This is a genomic window from Floridaenema evergladense BLCC-F167 (assembly GCF_041929205.2).
Classification (GTDB): Bacteria; Cyanobacteriota; Cyanobacteriia; order Cyanobacteriales; family Aerosakkonemataceae; genus Floridanema; species Floridanema evergladense.
Genome location: NZ_CM171625.1, coordinates 5780641 through 5805361 on the forward strand (window position 1 = coordinate 5780641; position 24721 = coordinate 5805361).

General features: G+C 40.3%; 20 protein-coding genes. 10 read left to right on the plus strand and 10 right to left on the minus strand.

Annotated features, from left to right (window positions below; all coding sequences use genetic code 11):
• Positions 1-631 precede the first annotated feature (631 nt).
• Positions 632-1363: a RadC family protein gene (gene radC, locus ACE1CA_RS27695; protein WP_413278869.1), complete on the plus strand. Its 732-nt coding sequence runs from the start codon at positions 632-634 to the stop codon at positions 1361-1363.
• 234 nt (positions 1364-1597) lie between these two features.
• On the opposite strand, the gene cdf31 is transcribed toward radC, so the two are convergent.
• The gene (gene cdf31, locus ACE1CA_RS27700) at positions 1598-2518 is read right to left on the minus strand and encodes a CDF family zinc efflux transporter Cdf31 (protein ID WP_459563639.1); all 921 of its coding nucleotides are present in this window, start codon (positions 2516-2518) and stop codon (positions 1598-1600) included.
• A gap of 228 nt (positions 2519-2746) precedes the next feature.
• Here cdf31 and ACE1CA_RS27705 point away from each other — a divergent pair, with 228 nt between their 5' ends.
• Together ACE1CA_RS27705 and ACE1CA_RS27710 are read left to right on the plus strand one after the other, a co-directional pair.
• The gene (locus ACE1CA_RS27705) at positions 2747-3100 is read left to right on the plus strand and encodes a hypothetical protein (RefSeq protein ID WP_413278856.1); all 354 of its coding nucleotides are present in this window, start codon (positions 2747-2749) and stop codon (positions 3098-3100) included.
• A 93-nt stretch (positions 3101-3193) separates the two neighbouring features.
• Positions 3194-3610 carry a hypothetical protein gene (locus ACE1CA_RS27710; protein WP_413278855.1) on the plus strand — a complete coding sequence of 139 codons (417 nt, stop codon included), beginning with the start codon at positions 3194-3196 and terminating at the stop codon, positions 3608-3610.
• 269 nt (positions 3611-3879) lie between these two features.
• Here ACE1CA_RS27710 and ACE1CA_RS27715 read toward each other — a convergent pair whose 3' ends face one another.
• From ACE1CA_RS27715 to ACE1CA_RS27730, 4 genes are all read right to left on the minus strand, one after another.
• On the minus strand, positions 3880-4119 hold the full coding sequence (locus ACE1CA_RS27715; protein WP_413278854.1) for a DUF4327 family protein: 240 nt from the start codon (positions 4117-4119) through the stop codon (positions 3880-3882).
• Between the two features lie 322 nt (positions 4120-4441).
• Positions 4442-6112: a glycoside hydrolase family 3 protein gene (locus ACE1CA_RS27720; RefSeq protein WP_486517984.1), complete on the minus strand. Its 1671-nt coding sequence runs from the start codon at positions 6110-6112 to the stop codon at positions 4442-4444.
• Between the two features lie 56 nt (positions 6113-6168).
• A complete protein-coding gene (gene rbfA / locus ACE1CA_RS27725; RefSeq protein WP_413278300.1) occupies positions 6169-6600 on the minus strand; it encodes a 30S ribosome-binding factor RbfA in 432 nt (143 codons plus the stop codon).
• 49 nt (positions 6601-6649) lie between these two features.
• Positions 6650-6856 (minus strand): DUF751 family protein, encoded by a 207-nt coding sequence (locus ACE1CA_RS27730; protein ID WP_413278299.1) that lies wholly within the window; start codon positions 6854-6856, stop codon positions 6650-6652.
• A 272-nt stretch (positions 6857-7128) separates the two neighbouring features.
• On the opposite strand from ACE1CA_RS27730, the gene ACE1CA_RS27735 reads away from it, so the two are divergent.
• Positions 7129-8073, plus strand: a complete 945-nt coding sequence (locus ACE1CA_RS27735; protein WP_413278298.1) for an AEC family transporter — start codon at positions 7129-7131, stop codon at positions 8071-8073.
• Here the strand turns inward: ACE1CA_RS27735 and ACE1CA_RS27740 are convergent.
• The 3 genes from ACE1CA_RS27740 to ACE1CA_RS27750 all read right to left on the minus strand — a co-directional run bounded on the left by ACE1CA_RS27740 (position 8041) and on the right by ACE1CA_RS27750 (position 13260).
• Positions 8041-8586: a phosphoribosyltransferase gene (locus ACE1CA_RS27740; protein ID WP_413278297.1), complete on the minus strand. Its 546-nt coding sequence runs from the start codon at positions 8584-8586 to the stop codon at positions 8041-8043. The genes ACE1CA_RS27735 and ACE1CA_RS27740 overlap by 33 nt on opposite strands.
• Before the next feature lie 148 nt (positions 8587-8734).
• Entirely contained in the window at positions 8735-9637 is a 903-nt protein-coding gene (locus ACE1CA_RS27745; protein WP_413278296.1) for a nidogen-like domain-containing protein, read from the minus strand.
• 692 nt (positions 9638-10329) lie between these two features.
• Positions 10330-13260: a PAS domain S-box protein gene (locus ACE1CA_RS27750; protein WP_413278295.1), complete on the minus strand. Its 2931-nt coding sequence runs from the start codon at positions 13258-13260 to the stop codon at positions 10330-10332.
• Between the two features lie 382 nt (positions 13261-13642).
• Between ACE1CA_RS27750 and ACE1CA_RS27755 the strand changes: the two genes are divergently transcribed.
• Positions 13643-15091 (plus strand): MFS transporter, encoded by a 1449-nt coding sequence (locus ACE1CA_RS27755; RefSeq protein ID WP_459563623.1) that lies wholly within the window; start codon positions 13643-13645, stop codon positions 15089-15091.
• Positions 15092-15290: 199 nt separating this feature from the next.
• Here ACE1CA_RS27755 and ACE1CA_RS27760 read toward each other — a convergent pair whose 3' ends face one another.
• Positions 15291-18032 (minus strand): sensor histidine kinase, encoded by a 2742-nt coding sequence (locus tag ACE1CA_RS27760; RefSeq protein WP_413278293.1) that lies wholly within the window; start codon positions 18030-18032, stop codon positions 15291-15293.
• 253 nt (positions 18033-18285) lie between these two features.
• On the opposite strand from ACE1CA_RS27760, the gene ACE1CA_RS27765 reads away from it, so the two are divergent.
• Both ACE1CA_RS27765 and ACE1CA_RS27770 read left to right on the plus strand, forming a co-directional pair.
• Positions 18286-18951, plus strand: a complete 666-nt coding sequence (locus ACE1CA_RS27765) for a HEAT repeat domain-containing protein (protein ID WP_413278292.1) — start codon at positions 18286-18288, stop codon at positions 18949-18951.
• A 130-nt stretch (positions 18952-19081) separates the two neighbouring features.
• A complete protein-coding gene (locus ACE1CA_RS27770) occupies positions 19082-19642 on the plus strand; it encodes a phycobiliprotein lyase (protein WP_413278291.1) in 561 nt (186 codons plus the stop codon).
• A gap of 281 nt (positions 19643-19923) precedes the next feature.
• Here the strand turns inward: ACE1CA_RS27770 and ACE1CA_RS27775 are convergent, their stop codons facing one another.
• Entirely contained in the window at positions 19924-20658 is a 735-nt protein-coding gene (locus ACE1CA_RS27775; protein ID WP_413278290.1) for a hypothetical protein, read from the minus strand.
• A gap of 318 nt (positions 20659-20976) precedes the next feature.
• On the opposite strand from ACE1CA_RS27775, the gene ACE1CA_RS27780 reads away from it, so the two are divergent.
• From ACE1CA_RS27780 to ACE1CA_RS27790, 3 genes are read left to right on the plus strand one after another with little or no spacing between them, the layout of a single operon-like run.
• Positions 20977-22257, plus strand: a complete 1281-nt coding sequence (locus tag ACE1CA_RS27780) for an ABC transporter ATP-binding protein (RefSeq protein ID WP_486517561.1) — start codon at positions 20977-20979, stop codon at positions 22255-22257.
• Positions 22258-23067 (plus strand): ABC transporter permease, encoded by an 810-nt coding sequence (locus ACE1CA_RS27785; RefSeq protein WP_413278288.1) that lies wholly within the window; start codon positions 22258-22260, stop codon positions 23065-23067. It begins immediately after the preceding gene.
• Between the two features lie 31 nt (positions 23068-23098).
• Entirely contained in the window at positions 23099-24712 is a 1614-nt protein-coding gene (locus tag ACE1CA_RS27790; protein WP_413278287.1) for a GldG family protein, read from the plus strand.
• The last annotated feature ends 9 nt before the right edge of the window (positions 24713-24721 follow it).

Genomic DNA, 24721 nt, shown 5'->3' on the forward strand with positions numbered 1-24721 from the left:
TTGGCTAGTTCGATTACAATTTGTACTTCCAGAAATAAAGGAAGAAATCAATCCTATTAAACCAAACAGTACCGACGTTAGCAACAAACCCGATCTTTTCACTATATTACCTCTCTCTCTTGACTTTGGCTAGGTTAAAAAATTCCCAAAATTAAATTATTTCTTGCTCACACTGTTGCTTTTTGTTCCGCTGCATTTTAGTTTGTAGGGGAACTTTTGTTAGTTAAATAATCATAGCCAATTTCTTGAGGCGGGGCGAGGATTTGATGTTTCCAGTTCAGCATATTTAAGTATTTAAAGGTGTTGAAGGAGCAACGAAGAAGGTTAAAGCCTACAGTTATTAATCATAGAGCTTTATTTGGGCGACAGGTATTACTTGAGTGTTCTAGCTAAACCTACCTGCCTCTCCTACTGCCAGTAGTAAAATGCTTGATTTGTAGGAATCTCACTCTCTATTCCCCATGTCCCAACTCAAATTTTCAGTAAATTTTACGAATAGCGACTAATAACTCAGCAAAAATACAGTAATTCTCAGTATAGCCAATAATGGCGGAATTACGGGTCATTTTTGCCGAAAAATAGGAGATAAATAAATTCAATGCTCCTATTTTTCTCCGTTACTTCGTCTTTTATGACCTATAGTTTGAGAGTTACCGATCTTCCGATTAGCGAACGTCCGCGAGAGCGTTTGTTGACCAATGGTGCGAGACATTTGACCACAGCTGAGTTAATAGCGATTTTGTTAGGTACGGGTCAAGGTGCGGGGAAACTGTCTGCGATCGGTCTAGGTCAACACATTTTGCAACAATTAAGTCAACATGGGCGAGATCCTTTAGTCGTACTGCGGGATATCACCGCAGCTGAGTTAATGGTGATTCCGGGAATTGGCCCTGCCAAAGCGACTACAATTCTAGCAGCGATCGAACTGGGAAAAAGAGCTTTTGCCACTCGCCCTTTAGAACGTACCGCAATTGATAGCCCATCTGCTGCCGCTGCCACTCTCAGTCACGAATTAATGTGGCAACCTCAAGAAAAATTCGCTGTCATCTTATTAGATGTTAAAAATCGTTTATTAGGCACTCAAGTCCTAACTATCGGTACAGCTACAGAAACATTAGCTCATCCCGGTGAAATTTTCCGCGACATCCTTCGCCAAGGTGCCACCAAAGTTATTGTCGCCCACAATCACCCTTCAGGAAGCATGGAACCAAGTCAAGACGACATTCATTTAACTTCTCAGTTATTACAAGGAGCGCAATTTTTGAAGGTTCCTGTATTAGATCATTTAATCTTAGGGAATGGCGAACATCTAAGTTTGCGCGAAACTACTAATCTCTGGGAAATCTACCCCCAAGGAGACTAACACCAGAAGGCAGAGATCGCTAGGACACAATTCCTAAACAGATCGGCGGCTATAATTTTTAGGAACAAGTGAAAAAGCTTTGTTTCAATCTTCTTTCTTCTACATTCTCATTCTACTTTTTTGTGATCCAGCAAACAGATGTTTTCGGTAAAAAATCGATATAGAGCAAATACTTAAGGATGATGTTTTCTTAACTTTTTGTGGAAAACTTGGAAAAATTCTGTGGAAAAGTAACTAAGTCTGTGGAAAACTACCTTGATTTTCAGGGGAGTCATAAGTAATTCGATCGCTTTTGTAAGCAGGTGGTTCCACATGAATCAGAACTCTCACCGGGGAAAATCTCTCTTGCAACCTTGATTCTACTTCCTCAGTAATGCGGTGGGCGGTTTCCACATCGGGAACATCTACAATCAAGTGCATTTCCACAAACACTTGTCTACCCACAACTCCGCGAGAAGCGATTTCATGACAGTTTATCACGCCTGGTACTTCCATTGCGATCGCATATATTGTCTCCGGTGCGATCGCCATTTCATCAACTAACCAAGGCAAATTTTCCTTTAACACCTCCCAACCACTCCAAAACACTAACAGTGTCACCGGAAAAGTTAAAGCCACATCTAACCATTGCCAACCCATCCATACCCCAACTAACCCAGCAATCACCAATACAGTAATCCAAATATCGCCTAAAGTATGTTGAGCATCTGCGATCAAAATGCCACTACCAATTTTTTTTCCCACACTTCTTTCATAGATAGTGACAAAAATATTCACTCCCAAGACTACCAACATTAACCATAATACTGAAGCTGACATTTGCACTGGTTTACTTCCCATCAGCACTCTTTCTATAGCCGCTTGGATAATTTCCACACAAGCTACTAATAGGAAAGCAGCGATCGCTAATGCCCCCACTGCATCATACTTCAAATGTCCGTAGGGATGATCGCGATCGGGCTTTGGCGAAGCAAAATGACTAATAAATAACCCCAACAAATTACTCGAACTATCAACCACACTATGTAACGCATCTGCTAGCAAACTCAGAGAATTTGTTGACCATCCTACCGTTGCTTTCAAAGACATCACAAATAAATTTAACAACAGGGTAATCAATAACACTCGCCGGACTTGAGCGCGATTATCTTTCATAATTCTCCTGCTTAAAGCAGCGAATTCTCTAAATCTAGTGTAGAACTAAAATCTAATAAAATTACTTGACTTTTTGCTAATTCTGTCTTTTAACTGCTTTTACTCAAGTTTAATTGAGATTTATTTTAAATTACCAATCCTAAGATTGTTGAACTTTTCGTTCTAATCCTTTATCTCAGTAGCCAAATCTTTTAGCATTAATAATCAACAAGTTAAAAATAATCCCCCATGTCATCCTCAGCAATTACATTCAACCTCATGGAAGGTTCGGTTTCCTTTAGCTTTACTCCCGCAGCCGCAAATAATCTAAAAGCAGCACTCCAAGAACTTACAGAACGCATGAAAGCTGCCAGCGCTAAAGTTGCCAGCGGTGGTGGCACCAGCCCCCAAGAACCAATCGAATACCAATACACTGGTGATGTATTTCTGGAAATTTTCTGCAATCCCAATATCTGGGCAAATCCCTTTGCGGCTAAAGTGTTAATCACCCTGCGAGATGAGCGAATTCGCCTTTCTACTGAGGCGGAACTAACTCGCGTCATTGAAGATGTCAACCAGTATTTAGAGCAATTTCATCGATAGTCTCCAGGGAGTCTGCTTTGACAAGGCGATAAATTCTACTCAAAGTATTGTAAGATTAGCTCACTTGTTCTAGGGCACGTATAACTTTTGCCGATGAACTCTGACTCAGTGATCCAACTTTTGCAAAATGGGTTTCGCCTCTCTGTAGGCGCAACTGCTGCTTTGATTGAAAGCTTGCAAGACTCGCAAAAGCGAGAAGAATTTTTGGCTAAGTTGATGCACTCGGAACTTAGCGAACTAGTGGCAGAATTGACGGATAAAGGGGAAATTACTGAACAAGAGGCTAGGGAGTTTGTCGATTCTCTTTGGCAACAGAGAAACCAACAAAATCAACCAAGTCAACCAGATAGTCAAACGTCAAGTGATGTACCGGGAACATCTGCAACTACCACAACAGATAACCCGGTAGTTTCTCCTAACGTTCAGCAAGAGTTACAAGAACTCACAGATCAAGTTGCTGCTTTGCGTAAAGAACTGGAAAAGCTGCGATCGGAAAATCATCAGTCTTAAAATTTTAGATGTTGAGTTTTTTCTTGACAGGAAACTTGGTAGCTGAAACCCAAATCTAAAACTGTTCGGTTAGCTTTTTGTCGCTAATTTTCTAGGTAGTAAACAGGAAAAACCTGACGGTTAAATAAAGTAATTACTAAAATCTGGCGAAAAACGGGCACAACTAAAAGAAGGCAGAGGGCAGAAGGCAGAAGGAAAAAAGGTTTTTATATTTTTTCATCTATTTTCAACTGCTCGATCGTTTCTGCGACACTGCTCTAAAGTTTGCTTTAGTCATTTTCCCATTCTTCATGTCCCATTAAATCACCAATGCGATCGCGCAGCAAAAAGTTACTCTTCTCTAACTCACTTTCTACCCAAGCCCATTCACGGGCGGGAATGTACTGGCACAAGGTATAAATAGGCTGTTGACGGCTGATCACACCTTTCTGCACGAAACGACGTGCTTCTTCTTTAATCACGTCTAGAGAGTACTGAACTGGTGTGGGAGAGACTATATTCACGCTCATTGTTATTCACTCTTCGGCTAGGAGGACTAGAAATAATCGTTGAAAAAGCAGATAGTTTGTAGTTCGCTATACTAAACGATTTTCATTTTTACGCTAACTGCTATCTTAATATATTAATAGATGTAAAAAAAGTCATCAAATCTTGACAATCAAGATTCCATAACATAAGCTTTCCCAATAACATCCTTTCTCAAGCGTATCTCCAGAGGATTAGGAAATAGTTAAGGTTTAAGTAATTGAAAACTTAAACGATCGACTAAGGCAAAACAGCCGAAATATCAAGGTTGTAGCTTCTGGATTGAGAATAAGAATTACTATTTCATCAATGATTATTACCGAATAGCAATTCTAGAGCGATCGCTTGCGCGGATGGGATCTGCCCAAAGGTAGAAATACAGGGAATTTCGGGCGGCAGAAAAGGCAGAAATTGATTTTTCAGATATGGAGAGCCATAAATTACCAAAGCTTGCAGTTCACCATTAGTTAACAAAGTTTTAAACCAGTCTTCAACTACCTGTGTTAAGCCTGCACTACCGCGAAACGGATTGCCACGAAGGAAGATTTGCAAGAGTGTTGGTTGCAGAGTCTCGCTGCTGGAAGTAACGGGAGAATTGCGATCGCCCAGCTGTATCCGATAACCCAAACGTTGCGGTATTGTCACAGCGGGAGCTTGGCGAGAGAGATATTTACAATCCAAAAGGTCATCTACCAGGATTAAGTTTCGTAAATTAATTAGATTTTCTAGTCTTAAAGGCAGTGACCCAAAAACTTGAGTAGAGTCCCGCAAGATGTTATTTACCGTTTCCAAAGCTAGAGGTTGAGCGATTTGGAGCGGGGGACTGGGGGGAGATGAAGAGGTGGGGGGGTGGGGAGGTAGGGGGATGGGGGGAGTTTCTAGTTCTAGATCTCTCCCCATCTCCCCATCTCCCCCTCTCCCCATCTCCCCATCTCCCCATCTCCCCATCTCCCCATCTCCCCATCTCCCCATCTCCCCATCTCCCCATCTCCCAAAAACCTTGCCCTTTGCTTGCCAAATGCGCTCTACAGAAGCGCGAATCCGTTCGGGGGGGATGCGTCCAGAGGTGACGGCATTGCAGATAGCTTGAATGGTGGCTTCTGCGTCCACAGGCATTAACAAAATGTCTACTCCAGCTTCTACGGCTAAAACTGCTGTTTCTTCTGCACCGTAGCGGTTGGTAATGGCACCCATGACTAAGGCATCGGTGACGATTAAACCTGCAAATCCTAACTTGTGGCGTAATTGCTGGGTTAAAATCTGGTGGGATAAGGTGGCTGGAAGGTGTTCGTCCCAAGCGGGGATTAACAGGTGGGCGCTCATTACGGCATCTACACTTTGGGCGATCGCACTCACAAAAGGCACTAACTCAACTTCTGCTAACCTTTCCTCAGCATGGGGAATTATCGGCAATTCTAGATGGGAATCTACAGCTGTATCGCCATGTCCGGGAAAATGCTTGGCAACCGTTAAAACTGGGTGATTTTTCGCACCTTGAATAAAAGCAGCAGTTAATTGACTGACAATTTCGGGAGTTTCGCCAAAAGCACGGATGTTAATCACTGGGTTATCAGGATTGTTATTCACATCCACCACTGGCGCAAGTACCCAATTAATCCCAACTGCTAAAGCTTCCTGAGCAATAATTGCACCCATTTGCTCGGCGTAGAGTAGAGCTAGTTCGAGGTTTTTTTGAGCAACTGCGCTTAATGCCATTGGTGGAGGGAACCAAGTGGCGCTAGAAAAACGTTGTCCTACGCCTTCTTCAATATCAGCGGCGACGAGGAGGGGAATTTTTGCCCAGCTTTGCAATTGTTGCGATCGCAAAGCCAATTCCATCGCACTTCCCCCCAATAAAATAACACCGCCAACACCCAAATCAGAAATTAAATGCTGGAGTTTGGCGGCAGGAAGTTCCCATTGGGGATACTTAATTTCATGATCGAACAGATAGCCGGAAGCTCGGACTATAACCATTTGGGCTACCTGTTCTGGTAGCGAAAGAGTGTCAATTTCGGGTAAAAAAGAAGATTTCAAGCTTTCTCGTCCTCTTCTTCCGCCGAAACTACATAATCCTCATCATCTTCATCTTCTGCGAAGTCTTCTTCATGTCGATTTTGGCTGATTTGGTTTATCAAGGATAAGATGCGATCGCCACGTTCCAACGAGCGATCTTCGACAAACATCACTTCTGGAGTCCGACGCAGACGGACTCTTTGCCCTAACTCGCTGCGAACATAACCAGTTGCAGCTTTTAGTCCAGCCATTGTTTCCGCTTTCGCTTCTTCCGTACCGTAAATGCTGACAAAGATTTTCGCGTGTTGCAGGTCGCCCGAAACGTCAACATCTGTAACGCTGACCATTCCTGCACCTACGCGATCGTCTTTAATGCCGTTTAACAACATTTGACTGACTTCCCGTTTAATTAATGCGCCCACGCGGGAAACCCGACGACTCGTAGCCATAGTAATCCGCTGCCTTCAAGACAGAATGAGTAATGCTTTACAATCCTAACTAAACCGAACTTAAGCCTAACATCGCTCTCAGGGTTAGCGTGACAAAGGTTAAGGCTGCCACCACAAAGCCAACTAGAGCGATCGCCGTAACCGGACGCTTAAACAACGGTGCTAACCACCCAAAGGTATTTAAGAATACACCTAGAATGATGGTTACAAAATAACGGGGGTAACGAGAGATATTCTCCCAAAATCCTTCAAACATTTGTCAACAACCTAATTGAGCGGTTTAGAAAGACTGCTTTTCTACTAGGTAACATTTGTTAGCTAGTTTAGACAAGTCTGAAAAGAATAGTTTTGAATCGCCCTAGCGACTAAAGTCGCGGGCTACACAGACAAAACCTGCCGACGCAGGTTCATGATAGGAGTCCGCGTAGGCGGACTTAGTTTGTGTAGTCGCGGTTTTAACCGCCAGACTCTTTTCCTTTTGAGATTGTCAAACTTTAAAATCTGGACATAGTTAACTAACGAATCAAGATGAACAGCCCAGGAATTAAACTTCTGGAACTCTATATTCCTCTGACAGGAGGAGTGTTCTTAGGATGGTTGCTTGGACGTATCCTTCCCAAAACATCACCAATTTATTTAGGAAAATTTCTGTTTTGGATTGGTGCCCCCATAGGTATTTTTGGCTTTTTGCGCCGTGCCAATTTGTCTGGACAAATATGGATTGCACCTTTAGTATCTTGGACAGCAATTTTATTAGGAGCCGGACTAGCTTGGACTTGGCTAAAAATTAATCAACGCCTGGGAAAATTGCCCAGAAATGCAACGAACAAACCGAACCAAGGCAGCTTTCTCCTAGCATCAATGGTGGGAAACACTGGTTATTTAGGTTATCCTGTTACTCTCACTTTACTGGGACAACAATATTTTGGTTGGGCATTATTTTACGACCTTTTAGGTAGTATGGTAGGTACTTATGGCTTTGCTGTAGCTTTAGCTGCGCGTTTTGGCATGGGTGTCACCAGTTACAAACAAATTGTCATTGCAGTGATTAAAAATCCAGGTTTGTGGAGTTTAGCATTGGGACTTGCTTCCCGAAAAGTACCGTTACCTGATGTTGTAGAAATAACTCTGCAAATAATTGGTTGGACAGTAATAGTTTTGTCTTTAGTGTTGATAGGAATGCGCTTAAGTCAATTAACTTCTTTGCGGGGATTATCGCAAATCTTGGTTAGTTTGTGCATTAAAATGCTGTTAGTCCCTCTAGTTCTGGGTATTGGTCTAACAATGCTGGGGATGACTGGCTCTCCCCGGCTTGTTATGGTGTTACAAATGTCGATGCCACCAGCTTTTGCCACGCTGATTTTAGCTGAAGCTTACAATCTCGATCGCGAATTAGCCGTAACCGGAATTGCAGTAGGTTGTATGGGACTTTTCTTTACTTTACCCCTGTGGCTCTGGCTGTTTGGAGTTTAACTCAACGCTGTATTTAGCAGCTAACTGAGTTAAATCCATATTTTCGTAACATTCAAATGGCTGATGTACCCAAGGATTATCCGGCAAATAATCTACATAGTAATCTGGTGCGATCGTAGAACAATCCTTATACCAAAGTACAGCTGTACGAATTTCTTTTACTTGGTCGCCAAAATTCTGCTTTAACCAAATTACGCTCTCCTCCAAAGTTACCCCAGAATCAACCAAGTCATCCACTAACAGAACATGACTTTCTAAATGAGAAGTAGTCATGGTAATGTAACTCGCAAAAGTTATCGCACCCCGCACTCGATTTTCTGGGCCACCGTAAGAACTCACTGCTAAAATCGCTAAAGGTAAATGATAAATTCGGGAGAGAGTATCTCCAATTCGCAGTCCACCCCTAGCAAGACAAACAATTTGGTTAAATTTCCAGTTGGACTGATAGATTTTCACAGCCAACTTTTCAATATTAGAGTAGTAATCTGACCAGGAAACGTAAAGATCGGACATATAAAGTCGTAATTTCTGATATAAAAATGATACGACACCTTTCGTTACAGATGTTTAATATGCAATAGCTAAAGGATGGTTAATTGCTCATCAGTGTTCTAATGAACAATTAACCATCCTTTATTATCGAACTATAATTAACGTTGGCTTAATTTGATACTTTACTTTCCTTTCTTCCCTTGCGTAGTGCATTTACTCCTAAAGCACCCAATGTAAATAAAGCAATTATTGAAGAAGGTTCGGGAACTTCGGTTTGAATACTACCATTTCGGGCTGCGAATACGTATCGTCCGTCTACATCGCTGTTTAACCTATTGTAGATTAAACCAGTGGTGAGATTACTATCAAGGAAGGCACCATTCACCGCTGAGCCAGCCAATTCAAAAAATGAACCGGGCGCACCAGTACCGTTAGAAAAGCCTACACGCGCAGGGCTTCCACCTAACCCATTGCTTCCACCACTGGCACTACCAGCTTCCCACTGAACTCGATCGAAGTTGAATTCAAAGTCAAAGTTTCCTACTCCTGTATCAGAGCGATCGACCATCACCAACTGGAAGCTGTTTGTTCTATCTGTACCATAACTGAAGTAACCAACGTTATCCCAGTTGACTGCGAAAGCTTGACGACCGTTTACAGTAGTTTGTCCGTAGGTGACAGGGTTTCCAGGCCGAGTATCAACATCACCGAAGAACGGTGCGATAATTTGGCTAGCAGTGCTAGTTAGACCGAACGGAGTAAATGTTGACAAAGCGCGATCGAAGGTAACGTTACCGTTGTTGTTAACGTAAAGTTGGTTGAAATTTAAACCAAAGAAGTTAGCTGTAAACCCAATATCAACTCTCCCGGTACTGCCATCATCGTTACCTGGTAAGGTTTGTTGCGGGGTATAAGTTAAATCACGTCGCATTGCCCCAGCATGAGCAGCTTGAACGCTAGCAACTGTCACCATTGTTAGTGTTGCCAATGATACACAGGCTGCCCGAACGCCAATACTCAGTCTGGCTGTTGTCAAACTTTTGACTAGGTTTTCCGATTTGATAGCAATCATTTCGCTCTCCAATTAACACACATTATTTGAATAATTTAGAAGCTTAGTTACTGGTAAAAATCACTTAATCTTTTTTGGCATTATGGTGATTTATTCAGGTATTAAGCTTTTTTTCTTTTCTAAATACAAGTATTATTCAATGCTCATTGGTTATGCCAGAGATTTTGACAGTCTTTACAAAAACAACATATTTTTGCATATAGATACAATTCTTTAAATTCTCTGAAAACTATTGCTAGTATAGGGTCTTACGTTTTAATGTTCCTTTTTTTGAGTAAATTTCAAAAATAAGATTTCATAAATTTGCGGGTTATAACTGTTGCCAAAGAGCAACAAATCATTTCTTAGTAATTACCCAAAAAATACATAATTACTTCTACGAGTTATTACTGATAATATCAGCACTAACGGATATAAAAGTAAGTAATTTTCCTGGTTAACTAATTAATATCTTGTAATAAATCTGGGTTCTTTTCCTGTTAATTGTACTTAGAGCTTACTGAAAAAGTCTGTTAGTTCTAATATCGAATATCCAAATGTGGGCTAACTGATGGGGAGGTAAGGAGATGGGCAGGGCTGTTTCGCGAAGCGCAAAACGGCAAGAAGCCAAAACCTATCACGCCTGCCATCTTCGGTCTTGATAACGAGAGCGAATGAATTGAATAAATCTTTGGCTGTTCTTGCCGATCGGATTATCGCTGTTCGCGAATCGGCAAGACAATCCGAAATTCAGTTCCTTTTCCCAGTGTAGAAAAACACTGCAAATCACCTTGATGATTTTCGGTGATAATTTGATAGCTAATTGCTAATCCCATACCTGTCCCTTTGCCGACAGGTTTAGTAGTAAAAAATGGATTAAATATTTTTTCTTTTACTTGCGGAGTCATCCCACAACCATTATCTTGAATAGAGAGCGAAACCCGATTTTCGGAAATTTTAGTAGTAGTAATTTTAATCGTGCCTATATAATCTAAATTTTGGGAATGTTTTAGGTTTTGTCTTTGTTGTTCGATCGCATCGATCGCATTGACCAACAAATTCATAAATACTTGATTTAGTAAACCACCATAACATTCGATTAAGGGTAGTTTCCCATAATTTCTATTAACAATAATCTCTGATGTTCCCAACCTACCGCTTAACCGATTCTGCAAAATCAATAGGGTACTTTCGATATTTTCATGAATATCTATTTCTTTTAAATCTGCTTCATCTAAGCGAGAAAAAGTTCGCAAGGATTTAACAATATCGCGAATGCGTGTAGATCCCTTTTTCATTGATTTTAGTAAGTTGGAAAAATCGGTTTTTAAATACTCAAGCTCGATATCTTCTATAAATTTAGAAATTGTCTGGTGTGGATTTGGACAATACTTTTGGTAAAGGTCAATTAACTCAAATAAGTTATTAACATAATCAGTTGCGTGTTGAATATTGCTATAAATAAAGCTCACCGGATTATTAATTTCATGGGCAATCCCAGCGACTAATTGCCCCAAACTTGACATTTTTTCCGCTTGAATTAATTGGGTTTGGGTAGTTTGCAATTTACTTAGAGTTGTTTCTAATTCTTGAGTTTTTTGTCTTAGGGTTGTTTCGGCTTGCTTGCGATCGGTGATATCATTTCCTATACCCAAAAATCCGGTGATTTTTCCTTCTCGATCGCGCAAAGGAGTAATAGAAAGTTGCACCGGAAAACGCGAACCATCTTTACGAATATAAGACCATTCTTTTTCGTCAACGACTCCGAAACGTGCCTTAGCCACAAATACCTCAAATCCTGGTTCAATGGTTTTGCCTAGTTCTGCACTTAATTCGATCGCTCTTTGTCTAATCTCTTCTGAATCGTGAATAATTTCTGGTGTAAGTTTGTCTACTACTTCTGCTGAAGAATATCCTAAAAGTCTTTGAGCAGCAGCATTAAAAGTTTTGATAATGCCATTTGTATCAGTGGAAATAATCGTGTAGTTAGCACCATCTAAAATTACTTGTTGGAGTTGGGTAGTTTCAATTAATTTTGCCTCTGCTTCTTTGCGTGATGTAACATCAATTCTAATTGCTAAATATTGTTTTGGTTTACCATGTTCGTCGAGCAAAGGAACGATCGTCGTATCTACCCAATAATAAGTTCCGTCTTTAGCTTTATTTTTGATTTCTCCTTGCCAAACTTGCCCTGTAGAAATCGTCTGCCAAAGATTTTGAAAAAATTCTTGCGGATGATAACCTGATTTAATCAAGCGATGGTTTTTACCAATGAGTTCTTCTCTAGAATATTGAGAAATTTGGCAAAAATTATCGTTGGCATAGTTAATAGTTCCTCGCTCATCAGTGATAGCAACGATCGCCACTCGATCCAAAGCAAATTTAATATCTGATAATTGTTTCAGGGAATTTTGCAGATCTTCTTCTACCTGTTTGCGTTCTGTGATATCTCTAGCTGCCGCATAAATCAAATCTCCACAAGCTATGGAACGCCATTCAATGTATCGATAAGTTCCATCTTTGGCACGATAGCGATTAGTAAATTGTAAAACGGGTTTTTGTTCAGTCAACTCAGAAATTGCCTCTAAAGTGAAAGCAAGATCGTCGGGATGAACGAAATCGAGAAAGAGTTGACCTTCTAATTCTTTGACACTATAGCCAAGTGTAGTTTCCCAAGCGCGATTCAGACGGCGAAAATAACCATTAACATCGGCAATACAGAGAAGATCGAGGCTAACATTAAAAAATTGCTCTAGTTCTAATTGTGCGATTTTTTGAGCGCTAATGTCCCGAATATAGCCGTGCCAAAGAGTACTGCCGTCGGGTTCTCGGTGGGGTGTAGAATGACCAACTAACCAGAGTATTCTTCCATCAGAAAAACGCACTCGATATTCGCAATACCAAGGAGTCAAGTCTTCAGCTGATTTGAGTATAGATTGAGTGACGCGATCTAAATCTTCAGGATGAACAACCGTAAAAGCTTTTAAGGCATTCTCCCGCAATTCTTCTGGCGCAAAACCATAAATTTCTCGCATCCCCTCACTAGCATAAGGAAAATAGGAACTCCCATCAGGACGCAACCGAAATTGATAAATCACGCCGGGAATATGGCGGGCAATTTGCTCTAGGCGATGAGTTTCTCCCGCAGCATTCCCCCCAGGTTCAATGCCTGTTTCCTGGAGTTGAGCTTGAGTTTGTGATAGTTGGTGGGTAAGTTTTTCGACTTGCGCTTCTGCTTGTTTGCGTTCGGTAATATCTCGCATTACTAACAGATAGCGATCGGGCGAAGATTTCGCTGTCGCTGCATATTCCACTGTGCGAATTTCGCCATCAAGTCGCAATATCCGCAACTCACCGCGAATTTTTTGCTGTTGTGGAAGTTGCCATCTGGCTAGGAAATCAAATTCTGGTTCTGTAAACTCAGAAATAGAGCATTTTAGTAGCTTTTCTGGCTCTAATCCGAATAATTCACAGGCAGCGGGGTTAACCTCTAGGTAACGCCCTTGATTATCTACGATCGCGATCGCATCCCAGGCAGTCTCAAAAAGCGTTTGCCATTGACAATCTCTTGCCGACTGTTGTGCCGAATCTTCTTTCTCCATTGGTTGAGAAAGACTAAAGTTATGACTTAAAGAAGATGACATACTTTAACCATGTTCCAAGTATCTGTTGTCCGATTTTCAGCCGTTTAGAGATAGCAATTCGCAATCAATGAGTAAATTTGCTAATGCAATCATAATAAAGCAGCAAATGGCTTAACTGAGCAAACTTAACTACAAATTTGTTATTTGTAGATTAAATTTTGTTCGGTTCTACAATTTATCATTTAATTTTATAAATCAATTAAGTTCTCTCTAACTGAGTGATTGGGTATTCTTGAAATATTTTGTAAAATAGGCGATCGGTTTTCCTGAATTAGATTAAATTTTTTTATTATGTGTTTTCCGATTAATTTGGTTGGTTTTATTGTAAAATTTTAGCGCTAAAGTGCAACAACGTACTTTTTATCCAAAATATAATTAAGTGATGCACAACTCATCTGACGATTTTGCTAATGAAACCCCTGATAGTGAAAAGCTGAACCTGGGTACTCAACTCGCTTTTGGTGCGGGTGATATGGGCGCAGCAATTACAGCTAATATTGGGATATTTTATACGGCTTATTTTTTGACTGATGTGGCTGGTTTAAATCCGAGTTTGGCGGGTTGGGTGTTGCTGGTTGGGAAAATTTGGGATGCGATTAACGATCCGATCGTAGGTGTACTTAGCGATCGAACTCAATCGAGATGGGGTCGGCGGTTGCCTTGGATGCTTTATGGGGCGATTCCTTTTGGAATTACGTTCTTTTTACAGTGGATCGTGCCGAATTTTGCTGGAATTAATACTGAGAATCAATGGGGATTGTTTTGGTATTACGTGATAGTTTCGATTTTGTTTAATGCGTTTTATACGGTAATTAATTTACCTTACACGGCATTGACTCCAGAATTAACTTTGGATTATGACGAACGGACAAAATTAAATAGTTTTCGGTTTGGCTTTTCGATCGGTGGCAGTATTGTTTCAGTAATTATTGTGGCGATTATTGCGGCAATGTTTCCTAACGATCGCGTTCGGCAATTCTTAATAGTTGGTTTGGTTTGTGCGGTAATTTCGATTTTACCAATTTATTGGTGCATTTGGGGAGTTCGCGATCGGGTTTTGGCAGTAGCTTCCCGACATCCAGAAATTGAAGAAGCTGTTACTTTACCGATTTGGGAACAATTAAAAATAGTTTGGCGTAATCGCCCATTTTTATATGTGATTGGGATTTATCTTTGTTCTTGGTTAGGCGTACAATTAACAGCGGCAATTATCCCTTATTTTGTAGTTTCTTGGATGCGGTTGCCAGATAGTGTTACTGCCCAAGTAATTCTCGCCGTTCAAGGAACTGCTTTGGCTATGTTATATGTCTGGAGTGCAGTTAGTCAGCGAGTGGGGAAAAGAGGCGTTTATTTTATGGGTATGGGTTTATGGATTATTGCCCAAGCTGGTTTATTTTTCTTGCAGCCAACTCAAGTAACTTTAATGTTTGTGTTAGCAATTATGGCTGGTTTTGGTGTTTCCACTGCTTATTTAATTCCTTGGTCAATGTTACCAGATGTGATTGAATTGGATGAATTAAAAACTGGGCAACGTCGGGAGGGAATTTATTATAGTTTTGTGGTGTTGTTGCAAAAGGTTTGTTTGGCGATCGCAGTTTTCCTAGTTTTAAAAAGTTTAGATTGGGCAGGATATCTCAAACCTATAGCTAACAATCCTCCCCCAGTTCAACCAGATGCTGTGTTGTTTGCTATTAAGTTTGCGATCGGCCCTTTGCCCACTATATCTTTAATTTTGGGTTTAATTTTAACCTATTTTTACCCCATTACTCGCGAAGTTCACGCAGAAATTTTACTCAAACTTAGAGAAAGAAAGTTGAATACCAAAGATTAGTAATTCTCTCAGTTCGTTGTAACGACTTTAGTCGTTTTCATCTAGAACACCAATTCAGTAATCCCAGAAACCGGGTTTCTTTGGCTTGGGGTAACAAAATATCGACTGCGCTAGGGAAAGAACCCGATTTCTCATCCCCGACTACAATACTGAATCGGCGTTCTAGGATTAGAGTACGACTGAAGCCGTCACAACGAACCTATTTGATTTTGGTTGGTAATTTCACATAAAAAGTAGTCCAACCTTCTTGACTTTCTAGGTTAATCTTACCCTTCATTTGGTCTACTAATTTTTTCACTAAGGCAAGTCCTAAACCTGTACCACCTTGTTTCCAAAGGTCGGATTTTGGCACTCGATAAAACTTTTTAAATACGTTGGGTATCTCTTCTGCGGGAATTTCTGCTTGATTTTTTACGCTAAAGGTAATAACTTCAGTAACAGTATTTTGAAGATTTTCTAATGTAAAATCATTTGACTCTGTTTCTGGTTCTGAAGTTGGTTTAATCTCTTCTTCTTGACAAATATTGAGAATAATTTTGCCTCCTGAAGATGTGTATTTGCAAGCGTTATTTAAGAGTTCTGCGACTATTCGCCCTAAGCCTGCGCGATCGGTAATTAGTACGGGTAAGTCAAGCGCCATTTGTGTTTGTAAAATTTGACTTCGTTCTTGGGCACGGCTAATAAATGGTTCGACAATTCCGGGTAGCCATTCGGGAATGTCGATCGCTTCTTCTAAGGAAATTGGATAAGATGCTGCTTCTAATCTTTGTAAGTCTAGTAAATCATTAATTAGTTCAGTTTCCCGATTACATTCTGATTGCAAAATTTGTAAGTAACGTTGTTGTTTATCGCCTGGTGGAGAAATCTTCAGCATTTGAATTGCCATTTTCATGTTCGCCATTGGGGTTCGCAATTCATGGGAAACTGTGCTTAAAAAGTCATCTTTAAGTTGATTTAGTTTGGCTAATTCTTCTACTTGAGTTTGTGCTGCTTGGTAAAGTCTGGCTTGGCGAATAGCGATCGCACATTGATTTGCTACCTGTTGTACTAAGCGAATTTCTAATTCACTAAAACCATAATCATGATGATTAACTAACCACAAATCCCCCAATACTCCTTGATTATCTACAATTGGACAAGCTAACATTGCTACTCGTCCTCTTTCGGGATTGATGGGAATTGAACAAAATTGAAAGTAGTGTTTTTGCAATAATTGATTGTGATACAGTTCCGGGAAATTTCCCATTTGTGCCACTCTACCTTTGTATTGTGGCCCACAAATTACGTGCTCAAAACAGATTGTAGATGTGTCTTTTTCTAAGTCGTAAACTGAAGCATTACATGAATTCATACCTAGTCCAATGGCTAATTCTCTGACTGCTGTTTGGAGAATTTGATTTTCATCTAAGCTATCGCGGACTTTATCAGTAATGCGTTTTAAAGTTGCTTCAAATTCCAAAGCTTTTTCTAATTCAGCCGTGCGTTCTTGGACTTGGATTTCTAAATCTTCGTTCAGTTTTTTAATTTGTTGATACAATTCCGATTGTTCGATCGCGATCGCAATTTTCACCGCCAATTGTTGCAACGACTCTATTTCAAATGGTTGCCAATGCCTTGGTTCAGAACAATGATGAGCGCATAACAAACCCCATAATTTATTATTAAATACGATCGGCACTATTAAATTAGCGCGAATTTTAAACTTGCTTAATATTTCCAAGTGACAAGCAGTAAGGTTAGCTTGGTAAACATCATCAATAGCCGAGATATACCCTTGTTGATATTTTTCTACATACTCGGTTTTAAAACAATCATCTTTAAACGGCAAACCAATTATTGAGTCACAATTTACCGCTACTGATTCTACAACAAATTGCCCATCTCCACTTTCATCGAGTTGATAAATAGTAACTCTTTCTACTTGCAAAAAGCTGCGAACTTCTTCTACTGCTTGCCCTAAAATTTCATCTATTTTCAAAGACTGACGAATGCGTTCGTGAATCATTCCTAACAGTCTTTCTCGTTCGGTTTGTTGACGCAGTGCTTCCTCTGCTTGTTTACGTTCAGTGATATCCTGTGCTGCACCATAAACAACTAGCGATCGCTCTCTATCTTCACAATAAACTGGTTGTCGATAATCACGCAACCAACGAATTTCCCCTTCTTTAGTAATAATTCGATACTCACTAATATCTGATTGCCAGAGCAATAAATTTTGCATTCTTTCTAAATATCTGGGCAAATCTTCGGGATGAATTAAACTTTGCCAACCTCCCCTATTTGCCATTTCTTCGCAGTTATATCCCGTAATGCGACTCACTGCACCCGTCATCCAATCCGTTTTAAAGTTACTATCACTATCTATCTTCGCAGCATAGGCAAAATCGGAAATCAATTCTGAAACAATTCGATAACGATCTTCACTTTTTGCTAACTGTTCATTAGCAGTTTTTCCTTCTGTTATATTATTAGTAATTGTCAATACTTCAGTATCGTCAGCAACTCCTACAAAACCTTTTACTTCGCCTTTATCATCTTTTATGGGGGAAATTGTAATTTCTATCCAAAACCTACTCCCATCTCTTCTTCTGGAAAAAAGCTTTCCTTTCCAAAAACCAATTCTTAATAACTGCTCGATTATTGCTGAAGCTTGCTGCCCGGATTCTTCTGCTAACGTGATTTGATAGATATTTTTACCCTTTACTTCTGAGGCTGTCCATTGATAAAGAGTTTCTGCATAGCGGTTCCAATAGGTAATAGTCCCATCTTTATCTGTAGCAATTAAAGCACAATTTATATGTTCCAGTAGTGATGCAGGAAAATCAATATTCATTTCTCCTTGGGGCTGTACTTGTCGTGCCAGTATAATCGGTAAGGCAGCTTGATCGATCGGATGATTCAAGCGATTTTCATATAAGCTATTAATTCCTTCTGTTTCCATATTTCAATTTTTATCCCCTGATTAAGATTATCCCCGCTTCCGAGTGCTATCAAATCAGATTAGACCTAATGATATTAGAAATGTTAACACTTCCCTATTCTTGTCTGACTGACCTAATTTTTGTTCAGATACTATATCCGTAAAATTACGGTAGCTATTTTTCTGTCTCCAGCTGCTTATGCTCTGTTGGTTTGTAGCTTAGTTAAGTCTTGGATAAGTTATATTAATAAATATAAAGAATGATTTCACAAACATGAGTAATTCTAAGCTAGAACAAATTTCTGCTCAGCTTGATAGCGATTCTTCCCGCGATCGAATGGTTGCGTTAGCGTCATTGCGAGATGTACCAGCGATCGAAGCAGTACCGTTGATTAAAAAAGTTTTGCATGATAAAAATTTGCAGGTTCGCTCAATGGCAGTATTTGCTTTAGGGTTGAAGCAAACTGAGGAATGTTATCCAATTCTGGTAAAATTACTGGAGAACGATCCAGACTACGGAATTCGTGCGGATGCAGCAGGTGCGTTAGGTTATTTGGAAGATCGACGGGCATTTGAACCCCTTTCCCGTGCTTTTTACGAAGACACTGATTGGTTAGTGCGTTTTAGTGCCGCAGTTTCGCTAGGAAACCTCAAAGATCCAAGAGCTTACGAAATTTTAATTAAGGCGCTAGAATCTGACGAAGTGGTATTGCAACAGGCTGCGATCGCAGCTTTAGGAGAAATCAAAGCAACACAAGCAGTTGATCGAATATTAAAATTTGCTCAATCTCCAGATTGGTTAGTCAGACAAAGATTAGCCGAAGCATTAGGACAACTTCAACATCCAAAGAGCATTCCCGCACTCAAATATCTAGAAAAAGACAATCACTCCCAAGTTTCCCAAGCAGCAACTATCTCCCTACAACGGCTAGGACAGTAAAAAGCAGAGGGGTTCTCGGAGTTTTTCCCTAACCCCTAACCCCTAACCCCGCCCTTATCCCCAGTCCTCATAACCAAAATCGCTTAAGATTGGGATTATCAGGTTAAAAACGCGCAACTTAATTTGATTCATGGACATTAAAGAATTCTTTGAAATGAGTGCGGGTAAATGGTTTTCTCAACGCACTAGTCACCATTTAGCATTTAAACAATCAGAAAGTGGCAAATCAGACATCAGGATTGAAATGCTACCAGCTAACGATCCAGAAGTGATCAAGCTGTGCGAACAATACGAAATTAACCCTAGTTTAGCTTGGGGCGGTGCCAGAGTTACTTGGGACGGCACAATGGAATGGGATCAAGAAAAGCATACAGGTTCTTCTGTGTTAGTACCAATTCCCGACCCTGATAAACCAGGTGAAGGCAAATTATTGCGCGATGTTGGTTATGCGGAAAAAGCTGGAGTTGCCGGACGCTACGTTATGGGTAGTGATGGCGCACTGACGCTAATTACCGAGTATGAAACCATGTACTCGGAAGAACGTCTTTGGTTCGCCAGCCCGAACTTACGGCTTCGCACCAGTATTTTAAAACGCTTCGGTGGCTTCAGCATGGCTTCTTTCTGCTCAGAAATTCGCTTAGGCGTTACTACTCCACCTGCTGCTGCTAATGCGGCGGAGGTGAAGAGTTAGGTAGAAGGGCGAGTTTTGAGTTTTGAGTTATCAGTTTTAAGTTATTAATTTAAAACTCAAAACTTAAAACTCATAACTAACGAAGGGACAAGGTGACAAGGAGAATTTTTTACCTTCTGCCTCTGAAGCCCCTCTGCCTTCAGGCTCTCCCGTACTCATGGTAATAAGTAAACCTAATTAATTAGCAAAGTGCTTACTCCACAAGGTTTCCCAGTCCCTAGTCCCCAGTCCCCAGTCCCTAAAACCAGGGTTTTCCACCACAAGTACGGGAGAGCGTGCCTTCATATTTCTTGCTGTTGCTGAATGATTAGTTGTTGATGTTGGAGGGCTAGGGCTTTGAGTTTGGTGAAAAGGTCGGGGAAGGGGTAGTTGTTGGAGCGATCGCTAGAATAATCCATAGAGTCTTGGTGATAAGAAAGATATTCTTCCTGTGCGATCGTTTGGTACTCTTCTTCTAAATTACTTGTTTGCGGGAATTCATTGGTGGTAGAAGATAAGTCGGGTTGAACTTCTTCCGTTTCTTCCACTGGTGAAAGGTCTGGTTTTATTGTAGGTAGGGAAGACTGAGCAAAAGCCTCAAAAGGATGGGAAGTAGAAACAGATTTTTGCTCCACCTCTATTTCGGAATCACTATGGGAAGGTTCGGGTTCAGGAGATGATGTAATGGGAGCAGCGCTATTACTGACACTTGAAGAGAATATTTGTGTCAGTTCTGAGGGTAATTTGCTGCAAATTAAGGTTTCAAACTCATAGTTGAAATGATAAAGCGCTTGGTTACGCCTGTGCCAAATGATTAATATTTGCTCTACAGAAACGGCTTTGTAACGTCCTTGGTAAAGTGCTTCAATTACTGCTAGACGCAGCCAGTTAGCTGGGTAATAGTTCAGCCAGCTATCTACTAGTTCACAGGGTTGATAGCCCCTCAAGTCAAAATAGTAGTTACCCAACAGCCAAGCTGCGACTTGTGCTGCTGCGTCATTGTTAATTCTTATAGAGCTTCTGCTTTGTTCGCTCATCAGCTATTAGTTAGGTTGAGTTGGGAAGTGAATCAGGGTTAAGGATTAAGTTGCACCCTAAAGTGTCTAGTCCTAATCTTGTAGAATAGGTCTTTCACTTGCTCCCTCCTTTTGATTAAGGTGATAACTGTTTTAAGTTTGAGTGGCAACAATGTCAAGTAATTGACACATAACTGCCATTTGCTTGCCACAGAATCGCCGTAAAGTTTTGCCAGGAGGATCTGCGATCGTTGTACAATGCTCAAGCTGTTTTTAGTGTATTTTGTGCAAACGATTGTTAGTGTATACGGGATTGGCAACTTCCTGGAGTAAAGTTAAATGATTGAAGTGGAGAATTTGACCAAAATCTATGGTTCATCCCCAGCTATCCAGGATGTCTCTTTTACGGTAGAACCGGGAGAAATAGTGGGGTTTTTGGGGCCAAATGGAGCCGGAAAAACAACTACAATGCGGATTTTGGCGGGGTATTTACCTGCAACCAGTGGTACGGCGAGGATTGCGGGGTATGATGTCCATGAGGATTCGATGGCGGTGCGGCAAAGGATTGGTTATTTGCCGGAATTGCCCCCGCTGTATCCTGATATGACGGTGGAAGGGTTTCTTTATTTTGTTTCGCGGATTAAGGGTGTTCCGGCGGGCGATCGCGCTGATAAAGTAAAGTCAGCGATCGAACGTTGCAATCTTCAAGAAAAGCGTCAGGTTTTAATTCGCAAGCTGTCTAAGGGTTTTCGTCAGCGAGTGGGAATCGCTCAAGCGATCGTTCATGACCCACCTGCCTTAATTTTAGATGAACCAACGGTCGGTTTAGACCCGCGACAAATTATCGAAATGCGGAATTTAATTAAGAGTTTGGCTGGCAGTCACACGATCATTCTTTCTACCCACATTCTGCCAGAAGTAAGTATGACTTGCAGCCGAATCACAATTATTAATCGCGGCAAAATTGTCGCCACTAATACACCGGAAAACCTAGAAGCAAATTTAGTTGGCGGTACAGGTTACGAGTTGGAAATTGAGGGAGAGCAAGAAACAATTTTGGAAAGGTTGCGCTTGCTTTCGGGAGTAAGTTTGGTAGAATCTGTGCCAGTAAGTAGCGGAGTATTTTTACCAGAAAATCGCGGTCTTTATCGAGTAGTTTCAGAACCAGGAGAGGAAATTGGTAGGGAAATTGCAGCAGCTTTAGTGGGGTCTGATTTAGGTTTGTATGAAATGCGTCGAACTCGCGCCAGCTTGGAAGAAGTTTTCTTAAGATTGACGACTGCTGAAAAAATAAATCTTAATAAAGCTGAAAATGAAGCTGAAAGCAAAACTCTAGAAAGTTCAGAGTCAGAAAATCAGGAAGAAGTTCCCGATTTGGCTGCACAAAATCAGACAGATGAGCCATCTGTAATTGTTGAATCAGAGTCAGAAAATCAGGAAGAAGTTCCCGATTTGACTGCACAAAATCAGATAAATGAGCCATCTGTAGTTGCTGAATCAGAGTTAGAAAACCCAGAGGTTAATGAATCGGAATCTGTGACAGAAGAGTTAGAAAACCCAGAGGTTAATGAATCGGAATCTGTGACAGAAGAGTTAGAAAAAAAGGAGGAGGAAGGTTAAATGCAGGTGATTTTTGGGAATATCATGGCGATTTATCGTAGAGAATTGCAAAGTTATTTTGCTTCTCCTTTAGCTTATGCGATCGCCTGTGTATTCTGGATTATTTCGGGATTATTTTTTGTTTATATTCTTCTCGATCCGCAACAAGGTTTGATTTCTCAAGTTGCTTTTCGTGACCAACAATTAGGAGCAAATGCGCCGCCTGTAGATTTACCTTACACTTTTCAACAGATATTTTTGGGTAGCGTAATGAGTTCCCTAGCTTTGTTTGTGTTACCGATGCTTTCAATGGGTCTTTATGCGGAAGAACGCAAACGAGGTACTTTGGAATTGTTGGCAACTTCGCCTATTACTAATTGGTCAGTCGCAGTGGGAAAATTGTTAGGCGCACTGACATTTTTTATTTTTATGATTTCGCCTTTGTGGTTGTATGAAGCGATCGCATTTAGCAGTTCCACTCCCCCAATTCAACCAATTTTACCAATGATGGGATTTTTGGCATTAATCTTACTTGCCGCCAGTGTTTTATCCTTGGGAATGTTTATTTCTTCCCTCACAGATAGCACTTTATTAGCCGCAGTTTTTACCTTTGTCTTGATTATGTCATTGTGGATTTTGGACTTAATTGGTAAAAGTATTAGTGGGCCAGTTGGTGCAGCTTTAACTCATTTATCTTTATTGACACATTTTAGTACTCTAGTGCAAGGAATTGTTGATAGTAGCAGTATAATTTTATTTGCCAGTTACATCATTTTAGGAATATTTCTAACTGCTCAATCAGTAGATACATTCCGTTTCCAAAGATCCTAAAAATTGTCCAAATTACCAAAATTAGCAGCAAATGAAAACCTTCAAATTAAGTAAGAAATATACCAAATACCTTTTATTGGTCGGGTTATTCCTGCTATTTATGGGTTTGTCAGCTATGGCAGTAATTGGCAACTGGGAACCCATAAGTTTAGGATTAATAATTACTGGAATTGTTGCCATTGGCATTTGGATAGTATTACAAGGAAGCAACGATTTAACTTCACCAGCACAAGAATTTTGGGGTAGACGTTCTACCCAAACAGGAACAAATGCAGCATTTGCCATGTTAGCCTTTGTAGTAATTTTGGGGTTAATTAACTTTTTAGGCAACCGCTACAATTATCGCTTAGATTTAACAGAAAATAACTTATTTACTTTATCACCAGCAACCCAACAATTAGTGAGGAATTTGAATCAACCTGTAAAGCTGTGGATATTCGATCGAACTCAGTATCCACAGGATAAAGAATTACTGGAAAACTATCGCCGCCAAGGAGCAAATTTTAGTTTTGAATATGTCGATCCTAATAGTAACCCCGGACTAGCGAAAAAGTTTGGAGTAAAGGATGTAGGTGAAGTTTATTTAGAATCTGGGGAAAAGCGAAAATATTTGCAAAAAGTGAAAGAAACCGAACTGCTTTCGGAACAAACTCTTACTAATGCTATTCAAGAAATTAGAAGCGATCGCACGGCGAAAGTCTACTTTTTACAAGGTCATGGAGAAAGGAATCTAGAAACAAAAGAAGGTAGTTTATCAGAAGCGGTACAAACTTTAAAAGATAAAAATTTTCAAGTTGAAACTTTCAAATTAACTGAGAGTAAAGAAGTACCAAAAGATGCTAATTTAGTGGTGATAGCTGCACCGCAACAAGCGCTTTTTGCAGATGAAATAACTGCTTTAAAAGAGTATCAGAAACGGGGAGGAAGTTTACTGGTAACTGTTGATAAAAAGACTAAAGCTTCTGAATTAGAACCAATTTTACAAGATTGGGGAATCAAAATTGACGATCGCTTAGTAGTCAATGCTTCCGAGTTTCAAGTCAGAAGTTTAGGTCCGACAGCTGCTTTAGTTAGTAGTTACGGTAATCACCCAATTACTCAAGATTTTAAAAATCGATATTCATTTTATCCTGATGCTAGATCGATTGAGTTAGTCAAAGATTTCAAAGACGAAAAAAATATCAAAGCAACACCTTTACTGTTTACATCAGAACAAAGTTGGGCAGAAAGTAACCTAGATAAGATAGAATTTAATGCAGAAAGCGATCGACAGGGGCCACTAATTTTAGGAATTGCTTTATCTCGATCGATTGAATCTGCAACACCTCAACCATCTCCTACTCCAAATCAAGAAAATAAATCAGATAAACCATTACAAGAAACGCGAATGGTAGTATTAGGAAATACTGATTTTGCTACCGATGGTTTCTTCTCACAGCAAATCAATGGAGATGTGTTTTTAAACTCGATAAGTTGGTTAAGTCAGCAGGACGATCGATTACTTTCCATTAGTCCTAAAGAACAGAAAAATCGCCGACTTAATATGACATTTTTACAAGCTAGTTTATTAGCTTGGTTGTCAATTATTATTGTGCCTTTTCTAGGTTTAGTAATAGCTGGATATCTGTGGTGGCGGCGACGTTAGCGATAACAG

Coding starts and splice junctions, on each gene's coding strand:
- radC (WP_413278869.1), top strand. CDS start 632: ATGACCTATAGTTTGAGAGTTACCGATCTTCCGATTAGCGAACGTCCG.
- cdf31 (WP_459563639.1), bottom strand. CDS start 2,518: ATGAAAGATAATCGCGCTCAAGTCCGGCGAGTGTTATTGATTACCCTG.
- ACE1CA_RS27705 (WP_413278856.1), top strand. CDS start 2,747: ATGTCATCCTCAGCAATTACATTCAACCTCATGGAAGGTTCGGTTTCC.
- ACE1CA_RS27710 (WP_413278855.1), top strand. CDS start 3,194: ATGAACTCTGACTCAGTGATCCAACTTTTGCAAAATGGGTTTCGCCTC.
- ACE1CA_RS27715 (WP_413278854.1), bottom strand. CDS start 4,119: ATGAGCGTGAATATAGTCTCTCCCACACCAGTTCAGTACTCTCTAGAC.
- ACE1CA_RS27720 (WP_486517984.1), bottom strand. CDS start 6,112: ATGGTTATAGTCCGAGCTTCCGGCTATCTGTTCGATCATGAAATTAAG.
- rbfA (WP_413278300.1), bottom strand. CDS start 6,600: ATGGCTACGAGTCGTCGGGTTTCCCGCGTGGGCGCATTAATTAAACGG.
- ACE1CA_RS27730 (WP_413278299.1), bottom strand. CDS start 6,856: ATGTTTGAAGGATTTTGGGAGAATATCTCTCGTTACCCCCGTTATTTT.
- ACE1CA_RS27735 (WP_413278298.1), top strand. CDS start 7,129: ATGAACAGCCCAGGAATTAAACTTCTGGAACTCTATATTCCTCTGACA.
- ACE1CA_RS27740 (WP_413278297.1), bottom strand. CDS start 8,586: ATGTCCGATCTTTACGTTTCCTGGTCAGATTACTACTCTAATATTGAA.
- ACE1CA_RS27745 (WP_413278296.1), bottom strand. CDS start 9,637: ATGATTGCTATCAAATCGGAAAACCTAGTCAAAAGTTTGACAACAGCC.
- ACE1CA_RS27750 (WP_413278295.1), bottom strand. CDS start 13,260: ATGTCATCTTCTTTAAGTCATAACTTTAGTCTTTCTCAACCAATGGAG.
- ACE1CA_RS27755 (WP_459563623.1), top strand. CDS start 13,643: ATGCACAACTCATCTGACGATTTTGCTAATGAAACCCCTGATAGTGAA.
- ACE1CA_RS27760 (WP_413278293.1), bottom strand. CDS start 18,032: ATGGAAACAGAAGGAATTAATAGCTTATATGAAAATCGCTTGAATCAT.
- ACE1CA_RS27765 (WP_413278292.1), top strand. CDS start 18,286: ATGAGTAATTCTAAGCTAGAACAAATTTCTGCTCAGCTTGATAGCGAT.
- ACE1CA_RS27770 (WP_413278291.1), top strand. CDS start 19,082: ATGGACATTAAAGAATTCTTTGAAATGAGTGCGGGTAAATGGTTTTCT.
- ACE1CA_RS27775 (WP_413278290.1), bottom strand. CDS start 20,658: ATGAGCGAACAAAGCAGAAGCTCTATAAGAATTAACAATGACGCAGCA.
- ACE1CA_RS27780 (WP_486517561.1), top strand. CDS start 20,977: ATGATTGAAGTGGAGAATTTGACCAAAATCTATGGTTCATCCCCAGCT.
- ACE1CA_RS27785 (WP_413278288.1), top strand. CDS start 22,258: ATGCAGGTGATTTTTGGGAATATCATGGCGATTTATCGTAGAGAATTG.
- ACE1CA_RS27790 (WP_413278287.1), top strand. CDS start 23,099: ATGAAAACCTTCAAATTAAGTAAGAAATATACCAAATACCTTTTATTG.